At 63.7% G+C, this 26,870-nt stretch carries 17 protein-coding genes; 4 read left to right on the top strand and 13 right to left on the bottom strand.

All coding sequences use genetic code 11. The features are described 5' to 3' along the window. Nucleotides 1–16 precede the first annotated feature (16 nt). The 10 genes from NUH87_RS07485 to NUH87_RS07440 form a co-directional block, all read right to left on the bottom strand. A complete protein-coding gene (locus NUH87_RS07485) occupies nucleotides 17–625 on the bottom strand; it encodes a glutathione S-transferase (protein ID WP_338525445.1) in 609 nt (202 codons plus the stop codon). After that, nucleotides 622–4,263, bottom strand: a complete 3,642-nt coding sequence (locus NUH87_RS07480; protein ID WP_338525444.1) for an AAA family ATPase — start codon at nucleotides 4,261–4,263, stop codon at nucleotides 622–624. Before NUH87_RS07480 ends, NUH87_RS07485 begins: the two co-directional genes overlap by 4 nt. Next, a complete protein-coding gene (locus NUH87_RS07475; RefSeq protein WP_338525443.1) occupies nucleotides 4,260–5,504 on the bottom strand; it encodes an exonuclease SbcCD subunit D C-terminal domain-containing protein in 1,245 nt (414 codons plus the stop codon). The genes NUH87_RS07480 and NUH87_RS07475 overlap by 4 nt, the downstream gene beginning before the upstream one ends. Nucleotides 5,505–5,524: 20 nt before the next feature. Then, nucleotides 5,525–7,168, bottom strand: a complete 1,644-nt coding sequence (locus tag NUH87_RS07470) for a BatD family protein (protein WP_338525442.1) — start codon at nucleotides 7,166–7,168, stop codon at nucleotides 5,525–5,527. After that, a complete protein-coding gene (locus NUH87_RS07465; RefSeq protein ID WP_338525441.1) occupies nucleotides 7,165–8,940 on the bottom strand; it encodes a vWA domain-containing protein in 1,776 nt (591 codons plus the stop codon). Before NUH87_RS07465 ends, NUH87_RS07470 begins: the two co-directional genes overlap by 4 nt. Then, nucleotides 8,937–10,013, bottom strand: coding sequence for a VWA domain-containing protein (locus tag NUH87_RS07460; protein WP_338525440.1), 1,077 nt, complete (start codon nucleotides 10,011–10,013; stop codon nucleotides 8,937–8,939). Before NUH87_RS07460 ends, NUH87_RS07465 begins: the two co-directional genes overlap by 4 nt. After that, nucleotides 10,006–10,500, bottom strand: coding sequence for a DUF4381 domain-containing protein (locus NUH87_RS07455; protein WP_338525439.1), 495 nt, complete (start codon nucleotides 10,498–10,500; stop codon nucleotides 10,006–10,008). Before NUH87_RS07455 ends, NUH87_RS07460 begins: the two co-directional genes overlap by 8 nt. After that, the gene (locus NUH87_RS07450; protein WP_040066053.1) at nucleotides 10,497–11,441 is read right to left on the bottom strand and encodes a DUF58 domain-containing protein; all 945 of its coding nucleotides are present in this window, start codon (nucleotides 11,439–11,441) and stop codon (nucleotides 10,497–10,499) included. The genes NUH87_RS07455 and NUH87_RS07450 overlap by 4 nt, the downstream gene beginning before the upstream one ends. Before the next feature lie 8 nt (nucleotides 11,442–11,449). After that, nucleotides 11,450–12,409, bottom strand: a complete 960-nt coding sequence (locus NUH87_RS07445; RefSeq protein ID WP_040066051.1) for an AAA family ATPase — start codon at nucleotides 12,407–12,409, stop codon at nucleotides 11,450–11,452. A gap of 223 nt (nucleotides 12,410–12,632) precedes the next feature. Then, on the bottom strand, nucleotides 12,633–12,989 hold the full coding sequence (locus NUH87_RS07440; protein ID WP_040066048.1) for a hypothetical protein: 357 nt from the start codon (nucleotides 12,987–12,989) through the stop codon (nucleotides 12,633–12,635). A 195-nt stretch (nucleotides 12,990–13,184) separates the two neighbouring features. Here NUH87_RS07440 and NUH87_RS07435 point away from each other — a divergent pair, with 195 nt between their 5' ends. The 3 genes from NUH87_RS07435 to NUH87_RS07425 all read left to right on the top strand — a co-directional run bounded on the left by NUH87_RS07435 (nucleotide 13,185) and on the right by NUH87_RS07425 (nucleotide 24,531). Next, nucleotides 13,185–13,943: a CDP-diacylglycerol diphosphatase gene (locus NUH87_RS07435; RefSeq protein WP_338525438.1), complete on the top strand. Its 759-nt coding sequence runs from the start codon at nucleotides 13,185–13,187 to the stop codon at nucleotides 13,941–13,943. Nucleotides 13,944–14,335: 392 nt separating this feature from the next. Continuing rightward, on the top strand, nucleotides 14,336–19,195 hold the full coding sequence (locus NUH87_RS07430; RefSeq protein ID WP_338525437.1) for an NAD-glutamate dehydrogenase: 4,860 nt from the start codon (nucleotides 14,336–14,338) through the stop codon (nucleotides 19,193–19,195). 350 nt (nucleotides 19,196–19,545) lie between these two features. Beyond that, nucleotides 19,546–24,531, top strand: coding sequence for a dermonecrotic toxin domain-containing protein (locus tag NUH87_RS07425; RefSeq protein ID WP_338525436.1), 4,986 nt, complete (start codon nucleotides 19,546–19,548; stop codon nucleotides 24,529–24,531). Between the two features lie 63 nt (nucleotides 24,532–24,594). Here NUH87_RS07425 and NUH87_RS07420 read toward each other — a convergent pair whose 3' ends face one another. Next, nucleotides 24,595–24,852, bottom strand: a complete 258-nt coding sequence (locus tag NUH87_RS07420; RefSeq protein WP_040066040.1) for a DUF4404 family protein — start codon at nucleotides 24,850–24,852, stop codon at nucleotides 24,595–24,597. A gap of 125 nt (nucleotides 24,853–24,977) precedes the next feature. Continuing rightward, entirely contained in the window at nucleotides 24,978–25,589 is a 612-nt protein-coding gene (locus tag NUH87_RS07415) for an HAD family phosphatase (RefSeq protein WP_338525435.1), read from the bottom strand. Nucleotides 25,590–25,785: 196 nt separating this feature from the next. Between NUH87_RS07415 and NUH87_RS07410 the strand changes: the two genes are divergently transcribed. Further along, complete coding sequence (locus NUH87_RS07410) at nucleotides 25,786–26,472, top strand: VacJ family lipoprotein (RefSeq protein WP_338525434.1); 687 nt, start codon at nucleotides 25,786–25,788, stop codon at nucleotides 26,470–26,472. Nucleotides 26,473–26,555: 83 nt separating this feature from the next. Here NUH87_RS07410 and NUH87_RS07405 read toward each other — a convergent pair whose 3' ends face one another. Beyond that, nucleotides 26,556–26,852, bottom strand: a complete 297-nt coding sequence (locus tag NUH87_RS07405) for a PilZ domain-containing protein (RefSeq protein ID WP_338525433.1) — start codon at nucleotides 26,850–26,852, stop codon at nucleotides 26,556–26,558. Nucleotides 26,853–26,870 lie beyond the last annotated feature (18 nt).

Below are 26,870 nucleotides of genomic sequence, written 5' to 3'. Positions count from 1 at the left end.
AGTGAGCACGCTCACATCAGGACTTGGCCATGACCGCATTGAACAGTTCCGAAGTCAGGAACTGCTCCAGCCAAGTCTGTAGACGTTTGTACGGCGCTTGCGCAAACCACACCTGATCCACATGGGCAAATTGGCGCACGAACGGTGCGACTGCAATGTCCGCCAGGCTCAGGTGTTCGGCCAACAGATAGCCGTTACGCGCAAGCAGACCGTCCAGTTTCAAGAGGAATTGCCCGCCCTGTTCCCGATAGTGCTCCATGGGAAACTCCGGGTAGCGCACCGCGTACTTGTAGCGGTCCAGCCACCGTTTGAAAACCGTGTCGTTCTCCTCGATCAGCAGCGCCGTGGCCTCTGCCGCCAGCGGATCACTGCTGAGCAGCCAATCTTGCGGATCATGCTGGGCCAGCGCCCAGTGCATGATCTCCAGGCTCTGGTCGATCACCCGCCCACCGGCGCAGACCAGCACCGGTACCGTGCCCTTGCTCGACAACGCGAGCATCTGCGCCGGCTTGTTCTTCAGACTGACTTCCTCGATCTGCACCGCCACGCCTGAATAGCGCAGCGCCATGCGTGCGCGCATGGCGTAGGGACAGCGGCGGAACGAATACAGCGTGGCCGGCTTCATGTCACCTCCAGGGTGCTCAGCCCGTTGCCCTGACGGCGTACCTGGATCTGCACCGGTATCCGCTCGTGCATCTCCTGTACGTGGGAAATCACCGCGACCTTGCGGCCCTGGGCTTGCAGGCCGTCCAGCGCATCCATCGCCAGTTGCAGGGATTCGGGGTCAAGGCTGCCGAAGCCTTCGTCGATAAACAGCGATTCGATCTTCAGCGTGCTCGAGGCCATCGATGCCAGGCCCAACGCCAGGGCCAGCGAGACCAGAAAGGTTTCGCCGCCGGACAGCGAATGCACCGAACGCAGTTCGTCGCCCATCTCGGTGTCCATCACCAACAACCCGAGCATGCTGCCGCCGCGCTTGAGGCGATAGCGTCGTACCAGTTGGCGCAACTGCGCGTTGGCATGATGCACCAGCAGGTCGAGGTTGTAGGCCTGGGCCAACTTGCGGAAGCGGTCGCCGGTGGCCGAGCCGATCAGCGCGTCCAGACGTGCCCAGCGCTGATATTCGCGGTTGGCGTCGGCGATCCGTTGCTGCAGTTCCTGGTTGGCGTCCTGGCGTCGCTGGTCTTCGGTCTGTTGCGCACGCAGCTCGGCACAGTGCTGTTCACTGGCCCCCAACTGGGTCTGCAGGTCGGCCAGGGCGGCGTCCAGCGCCGGCGCGTCGAGGTTGCCATTGTGTTGGGCCTGATGGTGCCGAAGGTGTTTCTCCCGCTCCTGCAACAACACCCGGGCTTGCTCGACGGCTTTTTCGCTGCGCTGCAGTTGCTGGCGCAACTGGCTGAGGTGTTCATCGTCGCAGGCCAGCAGTTGCTCCAGGCCGGCGTCATCCAGTTCCGGGTGAAGGGCTCGCCAGTCCGCGACCTGCCGCGCCAGTTCCAGGCTTTCCTGTTCCAGGACCTGCCGGCGCTCCTGGCGGGCCTTGAGGTCGGCGCCGAGCTGGATCAGTTGGCTGTCGAGGGCCTGCAACTGCTGGTTGGCCGACGCATCGGCCTGCCGCGCCTGTTCCACCGCCTGATCCATCTGCTGCTGCCAGGCTTCGACGCTGGCGTGTTGGCCAATCAAGCCGACCAGTTTGTGCTGGCTGGCTTGTTGCTGCTCGAGGAGTACGGCGCAACGTTGTTTCAGTTCCGCGCATTGCTGCTCGCGGGTCTGCTGGCGGACCTGTTCCGGTTCGATCCTGTCCTGGCGCTCGCGTTGTTCCTGTTGCTCCTCGCGCTGCTGTTCCAACTGGCCGAGACGTTGTGCTACCTGCTGATCGAGCTGCATGAAGGTCGGCGCCGGATCATTGCGCAGGCCTTGCAGGGTTTCGCTTGGCAACAGGCTGGCGAAGGTGTCCAGTTCCTGTTCCAGGCGCTCTTGATCCGTGCCCATCTGGCGTTGCTGATCAAGTAACTGCTGGTGCGCGGCCTGACTGGCCTCGATGGCCGTGTGCAGTTGCTGCTGGAGCCGCGCGGCCTCCTGTTGCAGGGTGAGCAGGGCGGTTTGCCGTTGCTCGTCCTGGCCGATGTTCTGCTGCAGTTGGTTCAATTGCTGGTTGAGCCAGGCCTCGCGTCGGCCGGCATCCTGCTCCAGCAGCGCGCTGTGCAGCGGATGGGCTTCCAGGCTCGGTGCCAGTTCCAGGTGCTGCTGGGTCAACTGCTCCTGCTGGGCGAGCAGTTCTTTCTGCTGGGCGATCAGCCCGCCGACCTTTTCCCGAAGCTGGTTGAGTTTCTCCGTCAGCGATTCGACGACCTGACGCGCCGCGGCTTCTTCGCTCTCGTCGTGGCGACCCAGGCTCTGCAACAGGGCCTCGGGTTGGTGGTAGGGATGCTCATGGCTGCCACACACCGGGCAGGGCTGGTCGTCCTGCAACTGCCCGCGCAGCTCTTCGACGCTGGCGCTGCGGGCCAGGCGCTGGCGTTCGAGCAACTGCCGGGTAATCGTCAGGGTCTGCTCGGCGACCTTGAGTTCGTCCCGTGCCTGCAGGCCTTCGCGGTTGAGTGCGTCGCGTTGCTGCTGGGCGCCGTGTTGTCGCTCCTGCAACTGCTGCGTGCGTTGGTCCAGCTCGCGCTGGCGGCTCCACAGCCGTTGCAGTTCTTCGAACGCGCGCAGTTGCTTGCGGTTGTCCTGCAGCAGACTGCCGAGAATCTGGATCTGTTCGCCGACAGCGGCCGGTTCCGCCCCGGCTTCGCTGTACAGTATTTCGAGGGCGCCACGCTGCTCGGTCAGTTGCTGGTCGGTTTGCGCGACCCGTGCTTGCAGCTGTGCCAGCTCGCGCTGGCCCTGGTTCAGTCGATTGCCGATCAGCATCAGCTGTTGCAAGCGATCGCGATAGGCGTGCCAGGCATCGCTCAAGGGGGCGAGGGCGGTACTGTGCTGCAACTGCTCGGCGATTCGCTCCAGGCGCGTGGCGACCTGCTGTTGCTGATCGAGCAGGCTGCCGAGCTGCAAACGGCCTTCTGCGCTGGCCTGTTCGGCGGCCTGTTGCAGGCGCTGACTGTCGCCCAGGTCCTTGCCCAGGTGGGTCAGTGTGGCCTGTTCATCGAAGGCTTGGCGCAGCAGCGGCGCGCTGTCGCTTTGCCGGGCCAGGGCCTCGTTCAAGCGGGCGTGGGCATCCGACCGGCTTTGTTCAAGCTGTTGCTGACGGGCCTGCAAGTCGGCCTGCTGGTCGATATGCTGCTGGATCTGTTCGGCCAGTGGCGCCAGTTGTTCGTTCAACTGGCGCTGACGGGCGAACTGATGCCGCTGCGGCGCCAGTTGTTCCAGGCGAGCCAACTGCTGGCGCTCGGCATCGCGGGCTTGCCAGTCCTGTTCGGCGTCTTGCAGTTGTTCGACGGCAGCCTGGTGTTGGGCCTGCCATTGCAGCAACTCCTTGAGCCAGGTGTGTTGCAGCTCCAGCTGCCTGAGCTGGGCTTGTCGGGTCTTGAGTTGCTGCTGGGCTTCGGTGAATTGCCGATCCAGCTCGACCCGTGCTTCAGCCTCCATGGGCGCGACGCCACCGGCCTGGTCCAGCAACAGCTTCTGGGCTTCGCGGGCCTGCTTGGTCTTGTCGAAGGCGCGACGACCGAGGCGGGTGTAGAGGGCGGTGTCGGTGAGCTTTTCCAGCAGTTCGCTGCGCTCGTTGTCGTCGGCCTTGAGAAAGGCGCTGAACTCGCTCTGGGCCAGCAGCACCGCGCGGGTGAACTGTTCGAAGTTCAGGCCCAGGCGGCTTTCCAGCAGGGTCTTGTATTCGCCTTTCTGGCTGGCCAGCAGTTGATCGCTGTCGAGGTCGCGCAGGCTCTGGCGGCTGGCCTGCAACTTGCCGCCGGCCTTGTCCCGGGCACGGTTGGCTTCCCAGCGGGCGCGGTAGCGGCGGCCGTCGATGCCAACGAAATCCACTTCGGCAAAGCCGGCGCCGGTGCCACGGCGTAGCAGGGTGCGCGGGTCGCCGGTACCGATTTCGCCTTCGGCGTCCGGCACCTTGGCATCGCGCGAGGCGTTGTTCAGCCTGGGTACGGCGCCGAACAGCGCCAGGCACAGGGCATCGAGCAGGGTGCTTTTACCCGCGCCGGTGGGGCCGGTGATGGCGAACAGACCGGCACTGGCCAAGGGTTCGGCGGTGAAATCCAGCTCGAAGGGGCCGGCGAGCGAGGCCAGGTTTTTCAGGCGGATGGCCAGGATCTTCATGGCTGTTCGCCCTCCAGTTGGACTTCCTGCAACAGCAGGGCGAAGTCATTGAGGGTCGGTTCGTCCACCGGGTTGCCATAGCTGTCCTGCCAGGCACGGCTGAACAGCTCCTGTGGGCTGAGCTGGTCGAGGTTGATCAGTCGGTCGTTGTCCGTCTCGTCTTCAGCCGTGCCGGCACCGGCATATTCGGCGGCGATGCGCACCAGGCGCACGGCCTTGCCTTGCAGGGCGCTTTCCACTTGCTGGCGCAGGTCCGGTTGCGGCTCATCCAGGCGTACCCGGACTTCCAGCCAGGGTTGGCGTTGCAGGTCGGCCAGCAGGTCGACGTCGGGCAGCGCCGCCAGTTGTTCGAGGATCTCGGCAAAGGGCGCCGGGCCCAGGCGTTGCAGGTTCACGGCACGGGGGATCGGGCGGCTGTCGACGCTGACCAGGTTCTCGCCGTCCAGGACGATATCGAGGATCTGGTGCTGATAGGCGATTTCGGAAAACGACAGCGGAATCGGCGAGCCGCTGTAGCGGATGCGCTCCTCGCCGTTGACCTTCTGCGGCTTGTGCAGGTGGCCGAGGGCGACATAGCTGACGCTGGCGTCGAACAGGCTGGCGGGCAGCGCTTCGGCACTGCCGATGATCAGGCTGCGTTCCGAGTCTTCGGACACCGAGCCGCCGGCCATGTGCGCATGGCTGATGGCAACCAGGGCCTGGCCCGGCTGGCGCTTGGCGTTGGCCGCGGCGATCAGGCGCCGATGCACTTCGCCGATGCCCCGCAGGTAGTCGTCACCCAGTTGCGTGCCGGTGACTTCGGCCGGGCGCAGGAAGGGCAGGGCCAGGCACCAGGCGGCGGTTTCGCCGTTCGCATCGGGCAAGGGCAACAGCAGGCGGTCGCTATCCAGCTGGCCGTCGTCGAGCCACAGCACCCGGCCCAGGGCATGGGTGCGCAGGCGGCGCATCAGCGCGGCGGGCAGTTCGATGCGCGAGCCGGAGTCGTGGTTGCCTGCGATCATCACGATGGTCAGCGTCGGCTGCTGCTCGTGGGCACTGACGATGAAGTCGTAGAGACGTTCCTGGGCTTTGACCGGCGGGTTGACGGTGTCGAAGAGATCGCCGGCGATCAGCAGCGCATCGGGCTGCTGCTGCCGGAGCTGGGCCAGCAGCCAGGTGAGAAAACAGGCGTGTTCGAAATCGCGCTCCTGGCCATGAAGGTTCTGGCCCAGATGCCAGTCGGAGGTGTGAAACAGGCGCAAGGCAAACTCCAACGTGTCGATTATTTGGGGTAGAGCGGTGGCAGGCTGCTGTCGGCCACCGGCTCCTGGACCCGCTCGGCGACCGGGATCGCGCGGATCGCCCGCCACAGTTCCTCACCCTGCCAATACTGGCCGGTTTCGCTGTAGAGCGCGCCATTGAGGCCGTCCAGCGCATCGGACAGGGTGACGAAGCGCGCCGCCATGTCGGCCAGGGTTTCCGGTTGCTGTCGGGCCCAGGCGTCGAGGGCCTGGCGGGTGGCCTGGGGATCGTTGGCCAGGCAGCTGCGCTTGAGGTCGTCGAGCAGCGTGCGTGGGCTCGGGCCGGTCTGGGCGGCGCGGTGCACCGCCGGTTGCGAGCGGGCCCGCCACCACAGGCCGAAACCGATCCAGGTGGTGCAGGCGAGGATCAGCGTACTGAGCTTCCAGACCCACAGCAGCGGCGGCTGGGGCGGCGTGTTGTTGGCGGCGCTGCTGACCGGCGTGTCCACCGCCAGGCTGGGGTTGTTCGCCACTTGCAGGGTGCGCGCCGGCAGGCTGCTGTGTTCCAGGTGGTCCTCGTGGGTGTTCCACCAGAGCACGTCCACCGCGGGCAGGTCGAAGTTGCCGCTGTGGGTCGGGACCAGCACCTCGCGTTCCGCACGGCTGCCGATCAGGCCGCGCTCGCTGTTCTGGTTGCTCAGTTGCGGTTGGTCCGGGTAGCGCCGCAGGCCATTGACGGTGGTGCTCGGCAGCGGCGGCAGTTGCGCGCTGGAGAGCCCTTCGGCCTTGACGGTCAGGCTGCGGGTCAGGGAGTCGCCGACCTGGCTGTGATCCGGTTCCGGGTTCCAGCTTTCGCCGAGGCTCAGGCTGCGGGCCGGTAGCCAGGGCGCGTCGGCCGGCCAGGTAGCGGGCTGGGGCTTGACCTGCAGCAGCTGCGGCGTGGAGCTGAGGCGCATCAACTTGCCGGGCTTGGCGCCCTGGGGCACCTGGCCCTGGGTCGGCTGGGCGTCCACCAGGGTGGCGCTGAACACCAGCGCGGGGATCATCAGTTCGCCGCTGTGCTGCGGGTAGATTGCATAACGCCATTCGATGACGCCATGGCGTACGCCATTGATCAGTTTTTCGTAGGTGCGCGACTCGCCCAGTTGCTCGATGCGGGCGTCGGGGAGCTGCAAGGGCGTGAGGCTGCTGTCGTCATACAGCGACACCGAGTGATAGATGCGCAGGGTCAGCACCGCCTGGGCCTGGACGTAGACGTTGTCCTGGTCGAGGTTGGTCTCGATGAACACCGGTGCCAGGTCGTTCGCCGCGGCCTGTTCCTGGCCTTGCACCACCTGCAGGGTGATCGGCTCGCTGCTGAGTTCGCCCAGGTGCAGCTCCGGAATCACCACGCTGCCGTTTTCCTTCGGGGTCAGGGTGATGATCCAGCGCGTGGTGGCCTGGTTCTCGCCGCCGAGGCTGGTCAACTGGTTGACCTGGCGGGTGCCGCGCACTTCGAACTGTGCCTCCAGCGGGGTCAGGTCGGGTTTGCCGAACTGGGTGACATCCTTCGACTCGAGGGTCAGCTCCACCGACTCGCCGGAGTTCAGGCGCGTGCGGTCGACGCTGGCCAGCAAGCCCTCGGCATGGGCCGACAGGTTGACGCAGAGCAGCAGCGTGAGAAGCAGGGAGAAGCGCAGGGTCATCGGGTCTTGTCCTGATGGAGCTGTTGTTCGTACCAGAATTTGCGCCGCAACAATTCTCCCGGATCGTCGGGGATCTGTCGCAGCCATTGTTCCAGCGCCTGGTGGCGTTCACCGTCGATGACATCGGCGGCGGCCCGCAGGGGCGGGTGGGTGGTCTGTTCGTCGCCCAGTTCGCTGCCCGGTACGTCATTGCCGCCCGGTTGATTGCCCGCCTGCGCGGCCTGGGTCGCGGGCGGCTGATTGCCGGCGGGTGGAGACTGTTCCGGGGGAGCGGGCTCGGTCGTTGCGGTGCTGGATGCGTTCGTGCCGGCCTGGGGCGCTTGCGCGGCACCTTGTTCACTGCCGGTTTGTGGCTTTTCGGTCTGGGCGGTGTCGCTCGTCTTGTTCGGTTCGACCGGCGGCTTGGCCTGTCTTTCCCGCAGCAGTTCTTCCACCAGTGTCCGGTTCTGCAAGGCCGGTCGCAAGTCCGGCTGACGCTCCAGGGCCTGTTCGTAGGCGTCCAGTGCCGCCTCCAGCTCGCCGCTGCGGGCCAGGGCGTTGCCGCGGTTGTAATGGGCGTTGGCGTCGTCGCCCTCGGCGAACTTCTTCGCCGCGGCGCTGTAGTTGCCCGCTTCATAGAGGGCCAGGCCCTGCCATTGCGGGTCGTCGAAATGCTGGGCAGCTTCGAGCGGGCGCTTTTGCTCCAGCAATTGCTGGCCCTGCTGGTCCGGACGCAACCACAGATCGGTCAGTTCAAAGGCCTGGCTCGGCTGCGGAAACAGGAAAAACAGCGGCAGGCAGAACAGCCAGCCACGGCGCCCGGCACAGGCCGCGAGCAGCAGGAGCGGCAGCAGCAGCCAGTAACCCTGGTCGGCCCAGCTGTCGAGCTGCACGGTCTGGCCGTCCTTGCGCAGTTGCCGGGGGCTGTCCAGCAGGCCGAGGCCGCGCAGGTCGCTGTCGTCCAGGCGGCCCTGGCGGTAGCGGCCGCCCATTTCGCCGGCGAAGTCCTTCAGGCCCTGGCTGTCGAGACGCGGTACCAGGATCGCGCCCTGGGCGTCCTTGAGAAAACCGCCGTGCTCCTGGGGCACCGGCGCGCCATCGCGGGTGCCGATCCCCAGGATCAGCAGGCTGTGGGGCTTGCCGTCCAGGGCCTGGCGGATGCCTTGGCGTTCCTGTTCGCTGAGGGACGAGCCGATCAGCAGCAAGCGGCCCTGGCCCAGGGCGCCGCGGTCGAGCAGGGTCAGGGCCCTTTTCACCGCCAGGTCGGCGCGATGGCCTTCCTCGGGCATGATCGAGGGCTTGATGGCGTCCAGCAGGTTGCGACTGGTGCCCAGGTCATCGGACAGCGGCACCAGCGTGTGGGCACTGCCGGCGTAGACGATGATCGCCGTCTGGGCATCGCTGCGGGCGCGCAACAGGTCGAACAGTTTGCGCCGGGCCTGCTCCAGGCGGTTCGGCGGGATATCGTTGGCGAGCATGTCCGGGGTCAGTTCGAGCAGCACCACCAACGGGTCCGAAGGTTTCTGCGAGGACTGTTCGACCCGTTGCCAGCTCGGCCCGAGCAGGGCCAGCACGGCCAGGCTCCAGGCCAGGCCGAGGGCGATCCAGGGCAGCTTGCTGTGGTTGCCGTTGCCGCCGCTGAGCAGGATCCGCTGGAAGGCCGTCGGCAGGATCATCTGCCAGCGGCCGGTGCGTTTCTGTCGGTGCCAGAGTTGCCACAGCAGCCAGCCCAGCAGCGGCATGACCAGCAGCCAGGTGGGGCGGAACCAGTGCGGCCAGAGGATTTCGATCATCGCCGCCTCCGCAAGCGCAGGCGTTCCAGGCGCTGGCGCCATTCCGGGCGCTGCGGCAGGAACTGCCGACGTGCCAGCCAGCGTTGCAACGGGTTGTCCGGCCAGCGCCCGCGGATCACCAGCAGCACGCTCATCAGCAAGGCCAGGCTCAGTGGCCAGTGATACAGCGCCCGGGCGGGGCGGGCCTGGGTCGGCTGTTGCGCCACAGGCTCAAGCTGGTCGAGGGTTTCCTTGATGGCTTGCAGCTCCTGGCCGTCGCGTGCACGGAAATAGCGGCCGCCGGTGATGCTGGAGATTTCCTTCAGCGCCGGTTCGTCGAGGTCCATGCTCGGGTTCAGGCCGAGCATGCTCAGGGTTCCCGTTTGTTGCGGATCGGCACCCATGCCGATGGTGTAGATCTTCACGCTTTCTTCGGCGGCCAGGCGCGCGGCGGTGATCGGATCGATTTCGCCGGCGTTGTTGGCGCCGTCGGTGACCAGGATCAGCACCCGGCTTTGCGCCGGGCGCTCACGCAGGCGCTTGATGGCCAGGCCGATGGCGTCGCCGATGGCGGTGTTCTTGCCGGCGATGCCGATTTTCGCTTCATCCAGCCAGATGCGCACGGTGCGCCGGTCGAAGGTCAGCGGTGCCTGTACATAGGCTTTGCTGCCGAACAGGATCAGGCCCACCCGATCGCCCTCGCGATGTTCGAGAAAATCGCCCAGCAGGTGCTGGACCAGGCCGAGGCGACTGATGTCCTCGTCCTGCCAGCGCATGTCGGGGTATTCCATGGAGCCGGACAGGTCCACCGCCACCAGCAGGTCGCGGCCGCTGGCGGCCACCGGCAAGGGTTCGCCCAGCCATTGCGGACGCGCGGCGGCGGACAACAGCAGCAGCCAGAGCAGGATGAAGGGCAACTGCTGGCGCCAGCTCGGCATGCCGACCCGGGCCCGACGCCGGGCCAGGCTCTCCAGGTCGCCGAGAAAGCTGACCTTCAGCGCCGCTTCGCCGCTGTCGGCCACCGGCAACAGGACGCGCATCAGCCAGGGCAGCGGCAGCAGGGCAAAGAGCCAGGGCCAGGCGAACTCAAACATGTTTGCGAATCCAGGTGTCGATCGCCTGGCTCAACCCGGCGATGGCCTTGTCGTCGAGCTTGCATTCGGGCTTGTAGGCGCCTTCCACCAGCACCATCCAGCGGGTCAGGCCGGCGGCCGGACAGCGGTTGTCGAGGAAGGCCAGCCATTGGCGACCATTGAGGGTGTGGCTCTGGCTGTAGGGGTAATGGTTGCGGCACAGGCGCTTGAGCAGGCCGTTGAGTTGCTGCAGCCAGGCCCCGGCCGGTGCGCCGTCATAGGGTTTGGGCAACTGCGCGAGTTCCGCCAGGGCGGCCAGGCGGACCGGGTCCAGGGGCTGTTCGGCACGGGCAACGGGGCGCTTGGCCGGCAGGAAACGACGCAGGTACCACAACCCGCAACCCAGCAGCGGAATCAGCACCAGCAGCAGCCACCAGCCGGGTGCCGGCGGCCAGAAACCCTGGGCCGGCGGGGTGATCAGCGGTTGCAGTTGGTCCAGGCTGCTCATGGCTGTTTCCCTGGCCGCTGGGGATTGAGGTAGGCGCGCAACTGCTCGACCATCTCGCTCTGGGTGCTCAAGGGCATCAGCAGCACCCGCAGTTTCTGCGCCAGCAGCTCCCAGCGGGCAATCCGCGCGTCGCCCCGGGCGCGGTAGGCCTGGCGCAGCTCCAGGTTGAGGGTGTCGAGTTCCAGTTGCGCGTCGCGTTCGGCGAAGCGCAGCAGGCCGGCGGCGGGGAGGGCATGGTCGAGGGGATCGGACACTGGCAGCATCAGCAGGTCGCAATGGCGCGAGAGCAGGCTGAGCTGTTGTTCGGCGGCATCGGTCAGGGCCCGTTCGTCACAGATCACGATCACCAGGCTGCCGGGGCGCAGCACCTTGCGCGCGCGGATCAGCGCCAGGCCCAGGGCATTGGGTTCGGCGGCGGCTTCGGTGTGCAGCGAGTGGTTGACCCGCACCAGGCGGTTGAGCAGTTGCAACAGGCTTTGCTTGCTGCGCCGGGGTTTGATTTCGTAGTGCTCGTTGTCGCCATAGACCAGGCCGCCGACCCGGTCGTTGTGGCCCAGGGCGGCCCAGCCGATCAGGCTCGCGGCCTGGGCGGCGAGCACCGACTTGAAGGTCAGCCCGGAGCCGAAGAACAACTGGCGGCTCTGTTCCACCAGGATGAAGATCGGCCGTTCGCGTTCTTCGTGGAACAGCTTGGTATGGGGTTCCTGGGTCCGCGCGGTGACGCGCCAGTCGATACTGCGCACATCGTCGCCGGCCTGGTAGACCCGCACTTGGTCGAAGTCCACCCCGCGCCCGCGCAGTTTCGAGTGATGCAGGCCGATCAGCGGGCTGCGCTGGCTCGGCGTCGAGAACAGTTGCACCTCGCGCACGCGATGGCGCATCTCGATCAGTTCGGCGAGGGTGGTGCGGATGCCGGGTTCGGCGGGCAGGGGCGCGATCATTGTCCGGGTCAGGCGACGGCGACGACATCGAGGATGCGTTGCACCACCCGATCCTGGTCGATCCCGGCGGCTTCGGCCTCGAACGACAGGATGATGCGGTGGCGCAGCACGTCGAACAGCACGGCCTGGATATCCTCGGGGCTGACGAAGTCGCGACCGGCCATCCAGGCATGGGCGCGGGCACAACGATCCAGGGCGATGGAGCCGCGAGGGCTGGCGCCGTAGGCGATCCACTCGGCCATCTCCGGGTCGAACTTGGCCGGCGTGCGGGTCGCCATCACCAGTTGCACCAGGTACTCCTCCACCGCATCGGCCATGTACAGCCCGAGGATTTCCTTGCGGGCGGCGAAGATCGCCTGCTGGCTGACCCGGCGCTCGGGCTTGGCTTCCCCGTGCAGGGCTTCGCCCCGGGCCTGTTGCAGGATGCGTCGTTCGACCGTGGCATCGGGAAAACCGATCTTGACGTGCATCAGGAAACGGTCGAGCTGGGCTTCGGGCAACGGGTAGGTGCCTTCCTGCTCGATGGGGTTCTGGGTCGCCATCACCAGGAACAACGGCGACAGGTCATAGGTGCTGCGCCCGACACTGACCTGGCGCTCGGCCATGGCTTCGAGCAGGGCCGACTGGACCTTGGCCGGGGCCCGGTTGATTTCGTCCGCCAGCACCAGGTTGTGGAAGATCGGCCCTTGCTGGAACACGAAGCTGCCGGTTTCCGGGCGATAGATCTCGGTGCCGGTGATATCGGCGGGCAGCAGGTCGGGGGTGAACTGGATGCGATGGAACTGTGCTTCGATGCCTTCGGCCAACTCCTTGATGGCCTTGGTCTTGGCCAGGCCCGGGGCGCCTTCGACCAGCATGTGACCGTCGGCCAGCAGCGCGATCAACAGGCGTTCGACCAGCTTTTCCTGGCCGAGGATCTGCGCTGAGAGAAAGGTTCGCAGCGCCAGCAGCGCTTCACGATGTTCCATCGATGAGTGGTTCCTGGAGAGGGTGGCCGACGGCATTCGAATTAATGTCACGGCTGGGGGCGTTACTTTAATGCATCGGGAGCGGCCGCGACTAACAGGGTTGGGGATTTTTGTGATTTTTAAGGAAAATTCACACGCTGTTGTCAATAAAGAACCGCGAGAAAAGTGATAGGTCGCAGGACCGCTGCGATGAGTCGGCTGAACACGGTCCTCGCAGGGGCTGTCAGCCGAGTTCGCTGACGTAGGTGCCGATGCCCTTGAGAATGTTCTGCAGGGTTTGCTCGACTTCCGCGAGATCGCCCGCAGCGGTGCCGTGAAGGATCTCCAGATGGTCACTGCCATTGAGTGCGTCGGCGTCGGTCGCGGCGATTTCGATCAGCAGGCGGGTGGCGCTCAGGGTGGCTTTCACGCCGTCCAGGGTGGAGGGTTCGCCGTCGAGGGTGATTTCCAGCTCGTCCTCGTCGGGGTAGCGGCTCATCAGGAACATCTCGCCCTTGTCGCTATGGCAGCAGAGCATGGCCATGTTGTCTTCTTCGTCGTCGCAGGGGTTGGCGATGAGGTGGGCGGTGGTCAGTTGCATAAAGTGAGGTCCTGTTGGAGTAAGGCCGGTGTGATTCTGCCAGCCTGGCGGCTATTGTGCATGCGCGGGCGGGGTTTGAGTCGTCGAGCCGCGTTGATTCAAGTTGAAACACATTCTGCGCCCGTCAGACATAAAAGTAGCGGGAACCTTGGTTTATGTTGTGACAGTTTTTATTTCTTCTCATAGGAAAGTTGAATGGCCAAGTGGTTGAAAGTCCTGGCGCTGCTATTGCTCGCCGTGGTGCTGTCGGGGGCGTCCTGGCTGGTCTGGGGGCGCGGTAATGGCAGCGCGCTCTGGCAGATCGTCAGCCAGCAATGCGTGCCTCATCAGCAGGACAAACAGGATCCCGCGCCTTGCCTGGTGGTGGACCTGAAGCAGCATTATGCCCTGCTCAAGGATCGCCAGGGGCCCCTGCATGACCTGACCATCCCGACGGACAGGGTGACGGGGATCGAGAGTCCACTGCTGCTCGAGGGCAATTCGTACGCGTTTTTCGCCAATGCCTGGCAGCAGCGGGAGCGTCTGTCCGCCGAGGCGGGCAAGCCGATCAGCGATGAGTTCCTGTCGTTGGCCATCAACTCCCGGTATGGCCGTTCCCAGGGGCAGCTGCATATCCATCTCGCCTGCTTGCGTCCCGAGGTGCACAAGCTGTTGGCGGAACACGCCGCACAGGTTACCCAGGCCTGGCAGCCGCTGGGCGTGAAGTTGAACGGGCATGAGTACCTGGCCAAACGCCTGGGCGGCAAGGATCTGGTGCAGGAAAACCCGTTCAAGCTGTTGGGGCAGTATGTTCGGCAGCAAGGCGACAGCATGTCCCGCTATGGCCTGGCGTTGGTGGTGGCGCCCGGCGGCGACCTGCTGTTGCTGGCGAACCGTGTGAGTGTCGGCGATTTCAACTTCGGCTCCGCCGGCGAAATCCAGGACTACGGCTGTGCGTTGGTGAATAACCCATAGAGGGGCGTGGCAGCAGGGTGGTCGTCCACTCGGCTGGGCGCGGGAGGCTGCTGCCTTCCGGGGGGGCAGGATGATAGCTGTTTTTTCCGTATTTTCCGTTGCGCTACCTAGCTATGTCCGAATATGTCGCAGCGTTGCAAGCAGCGGCATTCGCGCACTCGTTAAGCTGCGCAACGGAGAGTCGCCCTCGAAAATACAGCCTGTGCATCCGGCCGTTGTCGTCCTGTGCGACTATCTTGAACGTGAATGTGACCCCTGGGTCGCGGCCAGCTTCATCAACCTGTCACTCTGTACTGCCCAGCTTCACCCTGCAGAGTGATGCAGGTCCCCCTTTTCGGGGAAGAAAACGCGACGCTTTTCTCTATATAACAAGCCCAAGCGGAGTACCACAGATGGCGTTCTTCACCGCAGCCAGCAAAGCCGACTTCCAGCACCAACTGCAGGCGGCACTGGCGCAGCACATCAACGAACAGGCACTGCCACAAGTGGCGCTGTTCGCTGAACAGTTCTTCGGCATCATTTCCCTGGACGAGCTGACCCAGCGCCGGCTCTCCGATCTGGCCGGCTGCACCCTTTCGGCCTGGCGTCTGCTGGAGCGTTTCGACCACACCCAGCCACAGGTGCGCGCCTACAACCCGGATTATGAACGCCATGGCTGGCAGTCGACCCACACCGCCGTCGAGGTCCTGCACCCCGACCTGCCGTTCCTGGTCGACTCGGTCCGCACTGAACTGAACCGCCGCGGTTACAGTATCCACACCCTGCAAACCACCGTGCTGAGCGTGCGTCGCGGCAGCAAGGGCGAGTTGCTGGAAATCCTGCCCAAGGGCACCCAGGGCGAAGGGGTCGAGAAAGAATCCCTGATGTATCTGGAAATCGATCGCAGCGCCAACGCCGCCGAACTGAGCGTGCTGTCCAAGGAACTGGAGCAGGTCCTGACGGAAGTGCGGATTGCCGTCGCCGACTTCGAACCGATGAAGACCAAGGTCCAGGACCTGCTGGCCGGTATCGATGCCAGCCAGTTCGCCATCGACCCGGAAGAAAAGGCCGAGATCAAGACCTTCCTGCAGTGGCTGGTGAACAACCATTTCACCTTCCTCGGCTACGAAGAGTTCGTGGTCCGTGACGAGAAGGACGGCGGCCATATCGAATATGACGCCCAATCCTTCCTCGGCCTGACCAAATTGCTGCGCGCCGGCCTGACCCCCGACGACACCCGCATCGAAGACTACGCCGTCAACTACCTGCGCGAACCGACGCCGCTGTCGTTCGCCAAGGCCGCACTGCCGAGTCGCGTGCACCGCAATGCCTACCCGGACTATGTCTCGATCCGCCAGATCGACGCCGACGGCAAGGTCATCAAGGAATGCCGCTTCATGGGCCTCTACACCTCTTCGGTGTACGGCGAAAGCGTGCGGGTGATCCCTTACATCAGCCGCAAGGTCACCGAAATCGAGCGCCGTTCGGGCTTCCAGGCCAAGGCCCACCTGGGCAAGGAACTGGCCCAGGTCCTCGAAGTACTGCCCCGCGACGATCTGTTCCAGACCCCGGTGGACGAGCTGTTCAACACCGTGATGTCGATCGTGCAGATCCAGGAACGCAACAAGATCCGCGTGTTCCTGCGCAAGGACCCGTACGGCCGCTTCTGCTACTGCCTGGCCTACGTGCCGCGTGACATCTACTCCACCGAAGTGCGGCAGAAGATCCAGCAAGTGCTGATGGAGCGCCTGAAGGCCACCGACTGCGAATTCTGGACCTTCTTCTCCGAGTCCGTGCTGGCCCGTGTGCAACTGATCCTGCGGGTCGACCCGAAGAACCGCCTCGATATCGACCCGCTGCAACTGGAAAACGAAGTGATCCAGGCCTGCCGCAGCTGGCAGGACGACTACAAGAGCCTGGTGGTCGAAGGCTTCGGCGAGGCCCAGGGCACCAACGTGCTGGCGGACTTCCCGAAAGGCTTCCCGGCCGGCTACCGCGAGCGCTTCGCCGCGCACTCGGCCGTGGTCGACATGCAGCACCTGCTGAGCCTGAGCGAGAGCAATCCGCTGGTGATGAGCTTCTACCAGCCGCTGGGCCAGGTTTCCGGCCAGCGCGAGCTGCACTGCAAGCTGTATCACGCCGACACGCCGCTGGCGTTGTCCGACGTCCTGCCGATCCTGGAAAACCTCGGCCTGCGCGTGCTGGGCGAGTTCCCGTATCGCCTGCGTCACCACAACGGTCGCGAGTTCTGGATCCATGACTTCGCTTTCACCGCTGCCGAAGGCCTGGACCTGGATATCCAGCAGCTCAACGACACCTTGCAGGACGCGTTCGTCCACATCGTCCGTGGCGATGCCGAGAACGATGCGTTCAACCGCCTGGTGCTGACCGCCGGCCTGCCATGGCGCGACGTGGCGCTGCTGCGTGCCTACGCCCGTTACCTGAAGCAGATCCGCCTGGGCTTCGACCTGGGTTACATCGCCAGCACCCTGAACAACCACACCGACATCGCCCGCGAGTTGACCCGGTTGTTCAAGACCCGTTTCTACCTGGCCCGCAAGCTGAGCGTCGAAGACCTCGACGACAAGCAGCTGCGCCTGGAGCAAGCGATCCTGACCGCCCTGGACGACGTCCAGGTCCTGAACGAAGACCGCATCCTGCGTCGCTACCTTGACCTGATCAAGGCGACCCTGCGGACCAACTTCTACCAGACCGACGCCAACGGCCAGAACAAGTCGTACTTCAGCTTCAAGTTCAACCCGCACGCGATTCCCGAGTTGCCCAAGCCGGTACCGAAGTTCGAAATCTTCGTCTACTCGCCACGGGTCGAGGGCGTGCACCTGCGTTTCGGCAACGTTGCCCGCGGCGGCCTGCGCTGGTCGGACCGCGAGGAAGACTTCCGCACCGAAGTCCTGGGCCTGGTAAAAGCCCAGCAAGTGAAGAACTCGGTGATCGTGCCGGTGGGCGCGAAGGGCGGCTTCCTGCCGCGTCGCCTGCCACTGGGCGGCAGCCGTGACGAGATCGCGGCCGAAGGCATCGCCTGCTACCGCATCTTCATCTCGGGCCTGTTGGACATCACCGACAACCTGAAGGACGGCGCCCTGGTGCCGCCGGCCAACGTCGTGCGTCATGACGACGATGACCCCTACCTGGTGGTGGCGGCGGACAAGGGCACCGCGACCTTCTCCGACATCGCCAACGGCATTGCCATCGACTACGGCTTCTGGCTCGGCGACGCCTTCGCCTCCGGCGGCTCGGCCGGTTACGACCACAAGAAGATGGGCATCACCGCCAAGGGCGCGTGGGTCGGCGTGCAGCGTCACTTCCGCGAGCGTGGCATCAACGTCCAGGAAGACAGCATCACCGTGGTGGGCATCGGCGACATGGCCGGCGACGTGTTCGGCAACGGCCTGTTGATGTCCGACAAGCTCAAGCTGGTCGCGGCGTTCAACCACCTGCACATCTTCATCGACCCGAACCCGGAGCCGGCGAGCAGCTTCGCCGAGCGCCAGCGCCTGTTCGACCTGCCGCGTTCGGCCTGGTCGGATTACGACGCGAGCATCATGTCCGAGGGCGGCGGTATCTTCTCGCGTAGCGCGAAGAGCATCGCGATCTCCCCGCAGATGAAAGAGCGCTTCGACATCGAGGCCGACAAGCTGACCCCGACCGAGCTGCTCAATGCCTTGCTCAAGGCACCGGTGGACCTGTTGTGGAACGGCGGTATCGGTACCTACGTCAAGGCCAGCAGCGAAAGCCACGCCGATGTCGGCGACAAGGCCAACGACGCCCTGCGGGTGAACGGTAACGAACTGCGCTGCAAGGTAGTGGGCGAGGGCGGCAACCTGGGCATGACCCAGCTCGGTCGCGTCGAGTTCGGCCTGCATGGCGGCGGTTCCAACACCGACTTCATCGACAACGCCGGTGGCGTGGACTGCTCCGACCACGAAGTGAATATCAAGATCCTGCTCAACGAAGTGGTGCAGGCCGGCGATATGACCGAGAAGCAGCGTAACCAGCTGCTCGGCAGCATGACCGACGAAGTCGGCGGCCTGGTCCTGGGCAACAACTACAAGCAGACCCAGGCACTGTCCCTGGCGGCCCGTCGCGCAGTCGACCGGATCGCCGAGTACAAGCGCCTGATGAGCGACCTGGAAGGCCGTGGCAAGCTGGACCGTGCCATCGAGTTCCTGCCGTCGGAAGAGCAACTGGCCGAACGCGTTGCGGCGGGCCAGGGCCTGAGCCGTGCCGAGCTGTCGGTGCTGATCTCCTACAGCAAGATCGACCTCAAGGCAGCGTTGCTTGAATCCAAGGTACCGGACGACGAGTACCTGACCCGTGACATGGAAACCGCGTTCCCACCGATGCTGGTGAGCAAGTTCGCCGAAGCCATGCGCCGTCACCGCCTCAAGCGCGAGATCGTCAGCACCCAGATCGCCAACGACCTGGTCAACCACATGGGCATCACCTTCGTGCAGCGCCTGAAGGAGTCCACCGGCATGAGCCCGGCGAACGTGGCCGGCGCCTATGTGATCGTGCGTGACATCTTCCACCTCCCGCACTGGTTCCGCCAGATCGAAGCCCTGGACTACAAGGTTTCGGCCGAGACCCAGTTGGCGCTGATGGACGAACTGATGCGCCTGGGCCGTCGCGCCACGCGCTGGTTCCTGCGCAGCCGCCGCAACGAGCAGGATGCTGCCCGTGACGTGGCGCACTTCGGTCCGCACCTGGCGGCGTTGGGCCTCAAGCTCGACGAACTGCTGGAAGGTCCGACCCGTGAAGTCTGGCAGGCTCGTTACCAGGCCTACGTCAAGGCCGGTGTGCCGGAGTTGCTGGCGCGCATGGTGGCGGGTACCACGCACCTGTACACCCTGTTGCCGATCATCGAAGCCGCCGACGTCACCGGTCACGACGCCGCCGAAGTGGCCAAGGCCTACTTCGCGGTGGGCAGTGCGCTGGACCTGACCTGGTACTCCCAGCAGATCAGCGACCTGCGCGTGGCCAACAACTGGCAGGCCCAGGCCCGCGAAGCCTTCCGCGACGATGTGGACTGGCAGCAGCGCGCGATCACCATCTCGGTGCTGAAACTGGTCGACGCGCCACAAGACATGGAAGCCCGCGTGGCCCTGTGGCTTGAGCGCAACGCGAGCATGGCCGAGCGCTGGCGTGCGATGCTGGTGGAAATCCGTGCTGCCAGCGGCACTGACTACGCCATGTATGCGGTGGCCAACCGTGAGCTGATGGACCTGGCGTTGAGCGGTCAATCAGGGCTCTGATAGCCTGAAGCAAGTGGTAACCCAAAAGCCCCGGCTCGTGAGAGTCGGGGCTTTTTAGTGGGCGCCTGGTCGTGGCGGTACAAGCGTGTTTACGGTTTTATAACGAGGATGCGATCAATCGAAAAGCCGTTCACTGGATAAACTGTTGAAGGGCGTTAATAGATATATCATGGGTGGGTAATATAGATGGGAATATAGAAGAAACGATTGGTTATTTGAACTTTTTATCGGGTGAGTGAGGAATAGTATAGGGGGATTGAAGTTATTCAAGGTTTTTGGAAATGGCTGTTTTTTCACTTGAAACATCGGATGTTGCAGTGGCTCTCGAGGGGGAAGAATATTATGCGCTGGTGGCAAGTCGACTGCCGGATTGGCTGAAGGCGGCGCCCTTCGAAACCCGTAGTTCCTACGCGGACAACATGCGCCGCCATCAGGCCAGCAAGGCCGACCTGAGCGCTTATCTACAGGGCTTGCAGAGTCCGGAGGCGTTTGCCGCACCGCGCCTGCAACAGGCCCTGGACAAGGAGTTCGGCACGGGCCTGGATGTGTTTCAGGACCAGCTCAGGCATGTTCATATACTGGCGGCAGAAACACTCTCCACGCCCTATCAGCAAAGGCTCACGCAACAGACGCTGTTACAGGCCGCCTTGCAGAACTTCGAGGAAAGTGAAACGACTTACTTTGGCTTCGATCGAGGCTCGCAGATACTTCGCAAGAGTCAAGGTGTCTTGCTCAAGACATTGACGCCACGGGCGTTTGCCCGGTTATGCCGTGATCTGGATCTGGGTGGGAAATATAAAGAACATATTGAGTCCTTTCTGTTGCGCAAGACGGCTTCCGGACAACGCGATGATGAGTTTCGTCGATTGTTCATGGCCCACGTGATCTCCGAACTGGCACTCCAGGCCGATATTGCTGTGATGAAAGGGCATATCGACGACTCGGCTTACCGGATGCTCAAGCAGTGGGTCGGCGGAAACGCCAGTCCTCTCTGGAGTCTGCATGCCGTGCAGTTTCACGAGATCAAGATGCTCGATGTGCGTATTCCCGAAAGCGGCTATCGAGGCGCCTTGCTCAAGGGCGTACTGCTGATCCGTTTCGACGTCCCGACAACCCGTGAGCCTTGTCCTTGTCTGGTGTACCTGTCCGGTGATTCCGAACAGGCGCTCAAGCAGTATTCGTCCCTGGCGGCATTCGAGGATGACCTTAGACGCAGGTTGCGTTATCAGGGTTATCAGCACGAATTTCGGCGCTACCTCCATTTGCGCACTCAACCGGTGTTTTTTACCGCGCTGAATGAACGCCTGAATCCCTTGAATGCCGAGACGCGCCGGCGTGTGCCCGATGAACGGGCGCGCTTGCAACTCCAGCTCGCCCGAATAACGGGAGATCCCTTCGTCGAGCTCTATGTGCAGCACACCGACAAGATGCTCGATGATGCCCGGATGCTGGCGGTGTCGACGAATGCGGAGGACAAGAAGACCCGTAGCGCTCGCTGGCATTCCTTTCTGGATTGGGGCGTCAACCTGCTGTTTTTCGTGCCGGGACTTGGAGAGGCGATGCTGGCGGTGGCCGCTGCCCAGATGCTTGTCCAACTCTACGAGGGGATCGAGGAGTGGGAACACGACGACCAGAAGCAGGCCGTGCTGGTCTTTCTCGGCGTGGTACTGAACCTGGAGCTTGGGGGCTTCATGCAGGTCCTGGCGCGCGACGCCGAAGCGGCGGCTTTTGTTGACACACTCAAGCGGGTCAAGCTGCCGGACGGCGGCACCCGGTTATGGAAAGCCGACCTGGCGCCCTATCGGCATGGGCCGGTCTTGCCCGAGGGGCTCAAGCCCGACGAGTCAGGACTGCACGCGCGCAATGGCAGTACCTACCTGGATCTGGACGGGGGCTATTACAAACTCAGCCCCAGTCGCGTCAGCCATGAGTTTCGCGCCGAGCATCCAACCCGGGCGACCTATGCGCCGTTGTTCAGCCATAACGGCTCAGGTGCCTGGATGCATGAGTTGGAGGCGCCGTTGCAGTGGGATGCGTTCAAGCTGTTCAAGCGCCTGGGGCCCGACCTGGCAGGCTTTTCCCCGGAACAGGCGACTCGCATCATGACCATCAGTGGCGTGGAGGCCGATCAGTTGCGTCCGGTGTACCTGGACCAGATGAGCCGACCGGCGCTGCTGAGCGATACGCTGGAGCGCTTCAGGGTCGATGCGGATATCCAGCGGTTTATCGAGACCGGCACGACCAATGGCGGTGTTGTCGATTGGCGTATCCAGGAGCAGTTGCTGGAGGCCTTGTGGCCGCCCACCAAGGTCTTGCGGTTCGTCAATGGCGAAGGGCGAGTGTTGAAGGAATACGGCCCGGTGGATAACGCGCAGTTGCCGGTGGTGATCGTCACCGAAGCCCAGATACATGACGCCGAACTGCTCGACGTGGTGTTGCAGGGGCTTGACCAGAACGAGGTCGATATAATGCTCGGGCGCCAGGCGGGTGAGGCGCGGTTGACCCACGCGGAACAACTGGCGGCGCTGAACAAGCGGCTTGCCGCCGAGGCGCGGAACCAGCGCAGCGCGCTGTTCGAGGCCTATTACGAATTTCGTACCCGTTCCCGAAATGCCTTTGTTGTCTTGATCAAGCAAGACTTTCCCAGCTTGCCGACGGCGATTGCCGATGAGTTGGCCAGTGCGGCCAGCGGGTATGAGGTCGAGTCGCTGAAAGCGGGGAGGGTGCCGTTGCGGCTGGCGGAAGAGCGTCGTTGGTATTTGCAGCAGGTGCGTATCGCGCGGGCCTATGAAGGACTTTTCCTCGAATCATCGGTCAGCCTGGATACCGACCGGTTGTTCCTGCATTCACTGGAAAACCTGCCGGGCTGGTCGAAAAACCTGCGCATCGAGCTGTATGAGCCTTCCGAGCTGGCACCGGGCGGGCGACGCCTGGTCGACAGCCTGGGGCCGACCTCATCCGAAGCCCCCCTGGAGTTGGTGCGCAAGCCGGGGGGCTATGAGATCGAAGGGCAGGACCTGCCGGGCAACCTCCAGGTGACGCTATTGCGTGCTCTGCCGGATAACCAGCTCCGGGCACTTGGCTTCTCGCGCACAACCCGCCCGGAGCTGTTCAAGCAGGCGGTGGTGAGCCGCCTGATGCTGTCGCGCGCGCGCGTTCGCGCGTTGCTGAACATGCAAGCGATCAAGCCCGGATTCAAGTCGCCCATGCGTTTGAGTGATGGCCGATTCGGTTATCCGCTCGGTGGCGGGGGGAGTAAGGAGGCCGTGTCGCCGAGCCATTTGCGGCTGCTGGTGGACAAGCTTTATCCCGGCAAGGACCTGGAGACGGTTCGACAGTTCCTGTCGCTTGAAGGGCAGGATGACAAGGTGTTCCTGAAGGCCCTGAAGAAGCAGCAGGACCAGTACCAGAAGCTGAAGCTGATGCTCGAATACTGGCGCATCGACAGTGAGTATGAGCATGGCAGTGGTGGTGTCGGTAATTGGCTGGTCAACAGGGCTTCCAAGTCACGTGTCGTGAACCGGATCAGAAAGTGCTGGCGCCGGGAGTCGCAGCCCGTGGTCGATGCCAGTGGCCAACCGCTGGGGTATGAGCTGGACCTTTCGAGGGAGCACCTGCTGAAGTTGCCTGAACTGGAAGAGGGCAGTTTCGAGCATGTGATCTCATTGAAGTTGACCCTGGTCGGACGTCGGGAGCGCCGTGACTTCGAGGCCTTTCTCAAGCATTTTCCCAAGTTGCGTGAGTTGCATATCACGGGGGGCAGGCTGACGCGGTTGCCCTCAAGCATTGGCGGGATGGCTGAGCTGCGCAGGTTGCAGCTCAACGGCAACCGGATCGCCTGGACCCCGTTGCTGGGGCAGCAATTGCGCAGTATGGCGCACCTCAGGCAACTGAACCTGGATGGCAACCCTTTGGGGCTGTTCGATGCCAGGGGCCTGCCCCAACTGCAAGGGCTCCAGTTGCAGCGTACCGGATTGTCCGCCTGGCCGACCGGGGTACTGGAGCTGCTCGATCTGGTGGTGCTGGATTTGCAAGGCAACCAATTGACCACCATCCCCTGGAGCTTTTATAGCCTGAGCAGTCTCAGGATGAGAACGGTATTGCTTTACGGTAATCCGCTCGATAGTACGACGCGCTATATGATCTCCCAGTTCATTGATCGCCCCTCGATACGTTTCGCCCTGCCGGAGGACGCGGAAGTCCCGGAACAGGGGGTGCCGACGCTGACGCCTGTCGTGGAAAACTGGTTGGACAGCAGCTTTTCGATTACGGAGCAGGAGAGCAAAAGGGCGCTGTGGAACCTGGTCGCTGATGAGCCGGGGAGCGAAACCTTCCTGGAGTCGATTGCCGCGCTGCGTTACTCGGCGGACTATCGCGTCGAATACCGGGGTCAGTTGATCCAGCGCGTCTGGCGAATGATCGAGGCGGCGGCTGCCGACACCGGGCTGCGTCAGGCCCTGTTCGACTGGACGACCGACCTGGAAACCTGTGCCGATGGTTTTACCGAGGTGTTCACCCGGTTGGGCGGCGAGGTATTGCTCCACGAGGCGGATCAACTGGCGGGCAATGCCAGGGAGGCGGCATACCTGGCCTTGGCCCGGGGGCGCTCGCGGTTGGCGCGACTGAACGATATCGCCAAAGTCGAAGCCGCCAGGCAAGAGATTGTCAGGGCCGCCCATATTGGGGATGCCAGGGCGCAGGCCATCGCGGCGGCGGGTGAGCGTGGCCTGGGCGAGACCGAAATCGAGGCAGCAGGGCGTGCGGCTGCCGAGGCCGCGGATGAACGCTGGCCCCATGTCGATGAAGTCGAGATCTACCTGGCCTACCGTGTCGATCTCGCTGAGCGCCTGGCGCTCCCTTGGCAACCTTTGTCCATGCTGTATCGGGGGGCCAGCAATGTCACCCGGGATATGACCCGGGAAGCGGGTGATCGAATCCTGGCGGCCGAGGCAGTGCCCGGCAAACAGGTCGAGCTGCTGCTTGAGCGACCGGTCTGGAAGGATTACCTGAAGACCCTGCCCGAGACGCAGCGCCATGCGGCCGTTGCACAGGAGCAGTTGCAAACCCTGGAAGAATTGCGTGAGGCGCTGGAAGAGCTGGCACGGCAGCCGCAAGCGTCACCGCAGGAAATCGCCAGCTGGACCGCGACGGTGCAGCAGGGGGCGAGTGCCCTGGGGATCGCCGTGGCGGACATTCCCGTTGGCCGGCAAATGAGCGATACGGTCTATGAGCAGGCGCTCGAAGTGATCGATCGTGAACGAAAAGCCGGGGAAGTGCGGATTACCCAGGAAGCGCTGGACCGTGCGCAGCAGGTGCCCGGGAGTTCAGACCTGTGAAGCCCGCTCCTTGAAAACAGCCTCTGCTGTATCGGATAGGGGCGGGCCAGTGCATAGGCCGGTTCAGATTCCGATATTGCCCAGGGTCTGCACGATATTGCGCAAGGTCACGGCGATGGCGGGGTGTTCGAGTTCGAAACGCTCCACGGCGAGGTTGACACCGTCCGCCAGGCTGGCAGTCGAAGTTTCCAGTTTGATCTGGGCTTCGATCTGCTGCATCAGCACTTGCAGGTGTTCACGCTCTTCCAGTGACAGGGGTGGGCTCTGCTCCAGTTGCTCGCGCAGGGTATTGAGCTGGTCTTGCAGTTCGCGGGCAGGCATTGTGGTACTCCCTCTTTGGATAGTCTCTGACACATAGACCGCCATCCGGCGATAAAAGTCTGTGCCTGACTGTCAGAGTAATCCACTCCTGCGCGGCCTGCATGACCTCGATCAAGATCGCCGCGTCAGGGCTTCTCGCCCTTGAGCCGGCGCAGGGCAATATCGTCCAGGCAGGTCGCCAGTTCGCCCAGGTGATCGATCACCGAGTGCACGCCGAGGCTGAACAGCTCCACGGTGGCCTTGGCGCGTTTCCTTTCCCGCTCCTTTTGCGGCAGTGCCTGCCACTCCACGGGCGAGAGGCCGCACAAGGGGCCGCAGGAGGCCAGGCCGATGGTCCACAACCCGGCATTCAGGCCCGATTGCAGCAGGCGCGGTTCGCCGCTGACCAGCACGCAGCCGTCCAGTTGCTGCACGCCAAGCGTCATCAGCGCGTGCCAGCAGGCATTGGGGGCCGGCCATTGGGCGCCGTTGGCGGGGGGGAGCGAGGCTTTGACCCAGCTCGGCAGGGTTGCGGCGAGCGGCTGGCTGACCGCGTGGGGTAATTCATCCAGCCAGGCGCAAGGCACGCCACGTTGCTGCAATCCTTGCAGTATTTCCAGCGCACCCGGTGTCGCGTGGTTGTGCTCGTCCGGGTCTAGGTGAGGGCGGGCGCGGGCGCCGAAATCCACCAGGCAACCGCTCAGGCCGAAGAGCAGGGCGGTGGGCGCGGGCAGCGGTACGGCAGCGGTCAATGGCATGGCAACGTCCCTGAAATGACTCCGCAGGCTAAGACACTGCCATGACAGTTGGATGACGGGGAGCCCCTCTCGCCTAATCGGTAATTCTTTGCAGGACTTGTGCCGAGCGTACTGCCTAATCGAGGTTATCCGCTTTATACTGCCCGCTTTTCGAGGGCGCGGTACCCAACCTCGTCTTATCCAAGGAGTTCTTTTTATGCGCTGGATCGAACGTCTAGCTCAACTGTCCCTGTGTGCCAGTGTTGCGCTGGTGCCATTTGCCGCACAGGCGGCAGACGAAGATCCGTGGGAGAGCGTCAACCGTCCCATCTTCAAGTTCAACGATGTGCTGGATACCTACGCGCTGAAACCCTTGGCCCAGGGCTATCAGACCGTGACGCCGCAGTTCCTGGTGGACGGCATCCACAACATGTTCCTCAACATCGGTGATGTGAAAAACCTGGCCAACGACGTGCTTCAGCTCAAGCCCCAGGCGGCCGGTGTGGACACCTCGCGGATATTCTTCAACACCATCTTCGGTGTCGCCGGTTTCTTCGATGTCGGCACCAAAATGGGGCTGCAGCGCAACGACGAAGACTTCGGCCAGACCCTGGCACACTGGGGCGTGGGCAGCGGTCCGTACGTGGTCATCCCGTTCTTCGGCCCGAGCACCTTGCGTGACGCGCCGTCCAAGTACATCGACACCTACACCCAGCCCTATCGCTACATGAACGACATTCCGGCGCGCAACATCGCGTTCGGCGCGGACATCATCGATACCCGCACCAGCCTGCTGTCGAGCGAAAAGCTGATCACCGGCGACAAATACATCTTCATCCGCAACGCCTACCTGCAGAACCGCGAGTTCAAGATCAAGGGCGGCAAGGTCGAAGACGATTTTTAGTTTTTACCGGGCCAATGAAAAAGGCGACCTCAAGAGGTCGCCTTTTTTATGCCCGCACACCCACAAACCTGTAGGAGCCGGCTTCAGCTCATCTTGAGTATCTGCAACCCCAGCCGCTGCCCGCCGTTGTCGTCGCGAGCCCAGACCACTTCGGTCTCGGCCTCCAGCCCCCTGAGGGCTGGGTGGTCGGAATCGATGCGCACCAGCAACTGGTCTCCGGCCTTGAAGGCACGGGGCGCGGCGACCTGCATGCCGCTGCCCGACAGGTCCAGGCAGGCCGCGCTGATCTCCAGCCCTGCGTGGATCAGCGTGACATCGGCGTCGACGCGCATACGGATGTAGTCACGCTTTTCACTGTAGTCTTGATCGGTTCGGCTCATGGACGCAGTCCTTCAATT

The sequence above is a fragment of the Pseudomonas batumici genome (assembly GCF_036585405.1).
GTDB lineage: Bacteria > Pseudomonadota > Gammaproteobacteria > Pseudomonadales > Pseudomonadaceae > Aquipseudomonas > Aquipseudomonas batumici.
This window is presented reverse-complemented; position numbering and strand designations above follow the sequence as displayed.

Excerpts from the sequence above, each read along its gene's own strand:
- NUH87_RS07485 (WP_338525445.1), bottom strand. The coding sequence starts at position 625 with ATGAAGCCGGCCACGCTGTATTCGTTCCGCCGCTGTCCCTACGCCATG.
- NUH87_RS07480 (WP_338525444.1), bottom strand. The coding sequence starts at position 4,263 with ATGAAGATCCTGGCCATCCGCCTGAAAAACCTGGCCTCGCTCGCCGGC.
- NUH87_RS07470 (WP_338525442.1), bottom strand. The coding sequence starts at position 7,168 with ATGACCCTGCGCTTCTCCCTGCTTCTCACGCTGCTGCTCTGCGTCAAC.
- NUH87_RS07465 (WP_338525441.1), bottom strand. The coding sequence starts at position 8,940 with ATGATCGAAATCCTCTGGCCGCACTGGTTCCGCCCCACCTGGCTGCTG.
- NUH87_RS07460 (WP_338525440.1), bottom strand. The coding sequence starts at position 10,013 with ATGTTTGAGTTCGCCTGGCCCTGGCTCTTTGCCCTGCTGCCGCTGCCC.
- NUH87_RS07455 (WP_338525439.1), bottom strand. The coding sequence starts at position 10,500 with ATGAGCAGCCTGGACCAACTGCAACCGCTGATCACCCCGCCGGCCCAG.
- NUH87_RS07450 (WP_040066053.1), bottom strand. The coding sequence starts at position 11,441 with ATGATCGCGCCCCTGCCCGCCGAACCCGGCATCCGCACCACCCTCGCC.
- NUH87_RS07445 (WP_040066051.1), bottom strand. The coding sequence starts at position 12,409 with ATGGAACATCGTGAAGCGCTGCTGGCGCTGCGAACCTTTCTCTCAGCG.
- NUH87_RS07440 (WP_040066048.1), bottom strand. The coding sequence starts at position 12,989 with ATGCAACTGACCACCGCCCACCTCATCGCCAACCCCTGCGACGACGAA.
- NUH87_RS07435 (WP_338525438.1), top strand. The coding sequence starts at position 13,185 with ATGGCCAAGTGGTTGAAAGTCCTGGCGCTGCTATTGCTCGCCGTGGTG.
- NUH87_RS07430 (WP_338525437.1), top strand. The coding sequence starts at position 14,336 with ATGGCGTTCTTCACCGCAGCCAGCAAAGCCGACTTCCAGCACCAACTG.
- NUH87_RS07420 (WP_040066040.1), bottom strand. The coding sequence starts at position 24,852 with ATGCCTGCCCGCGAACTGCAAGACCAGCTCAATACCCTGCGCGAGCAA.
- NUH87_RS07415 (WP_338525435.1), bottom strand. The coding sequence starts at position 25,589 with ATGCCATTGACCGCTGCCGTACCGCTGCCCGCGCCCACCGCCCTGCTC.
- NUH87_RS07410 (WP_338525434.1), top strand. The coding sequence starts at position 25,786 with ATGCGCTGGATCGAACGTCTAGCTCAACTGTCCCTGTGTGCCAGTGTT.
- NUH87_RS07405 (WP_338525433.1), bottom strand. The coding sequence starts at position 26,852 with ATGAGCCGAACCGATCAAGACTACAGTGAAAAGCGTGACTACATCCGT.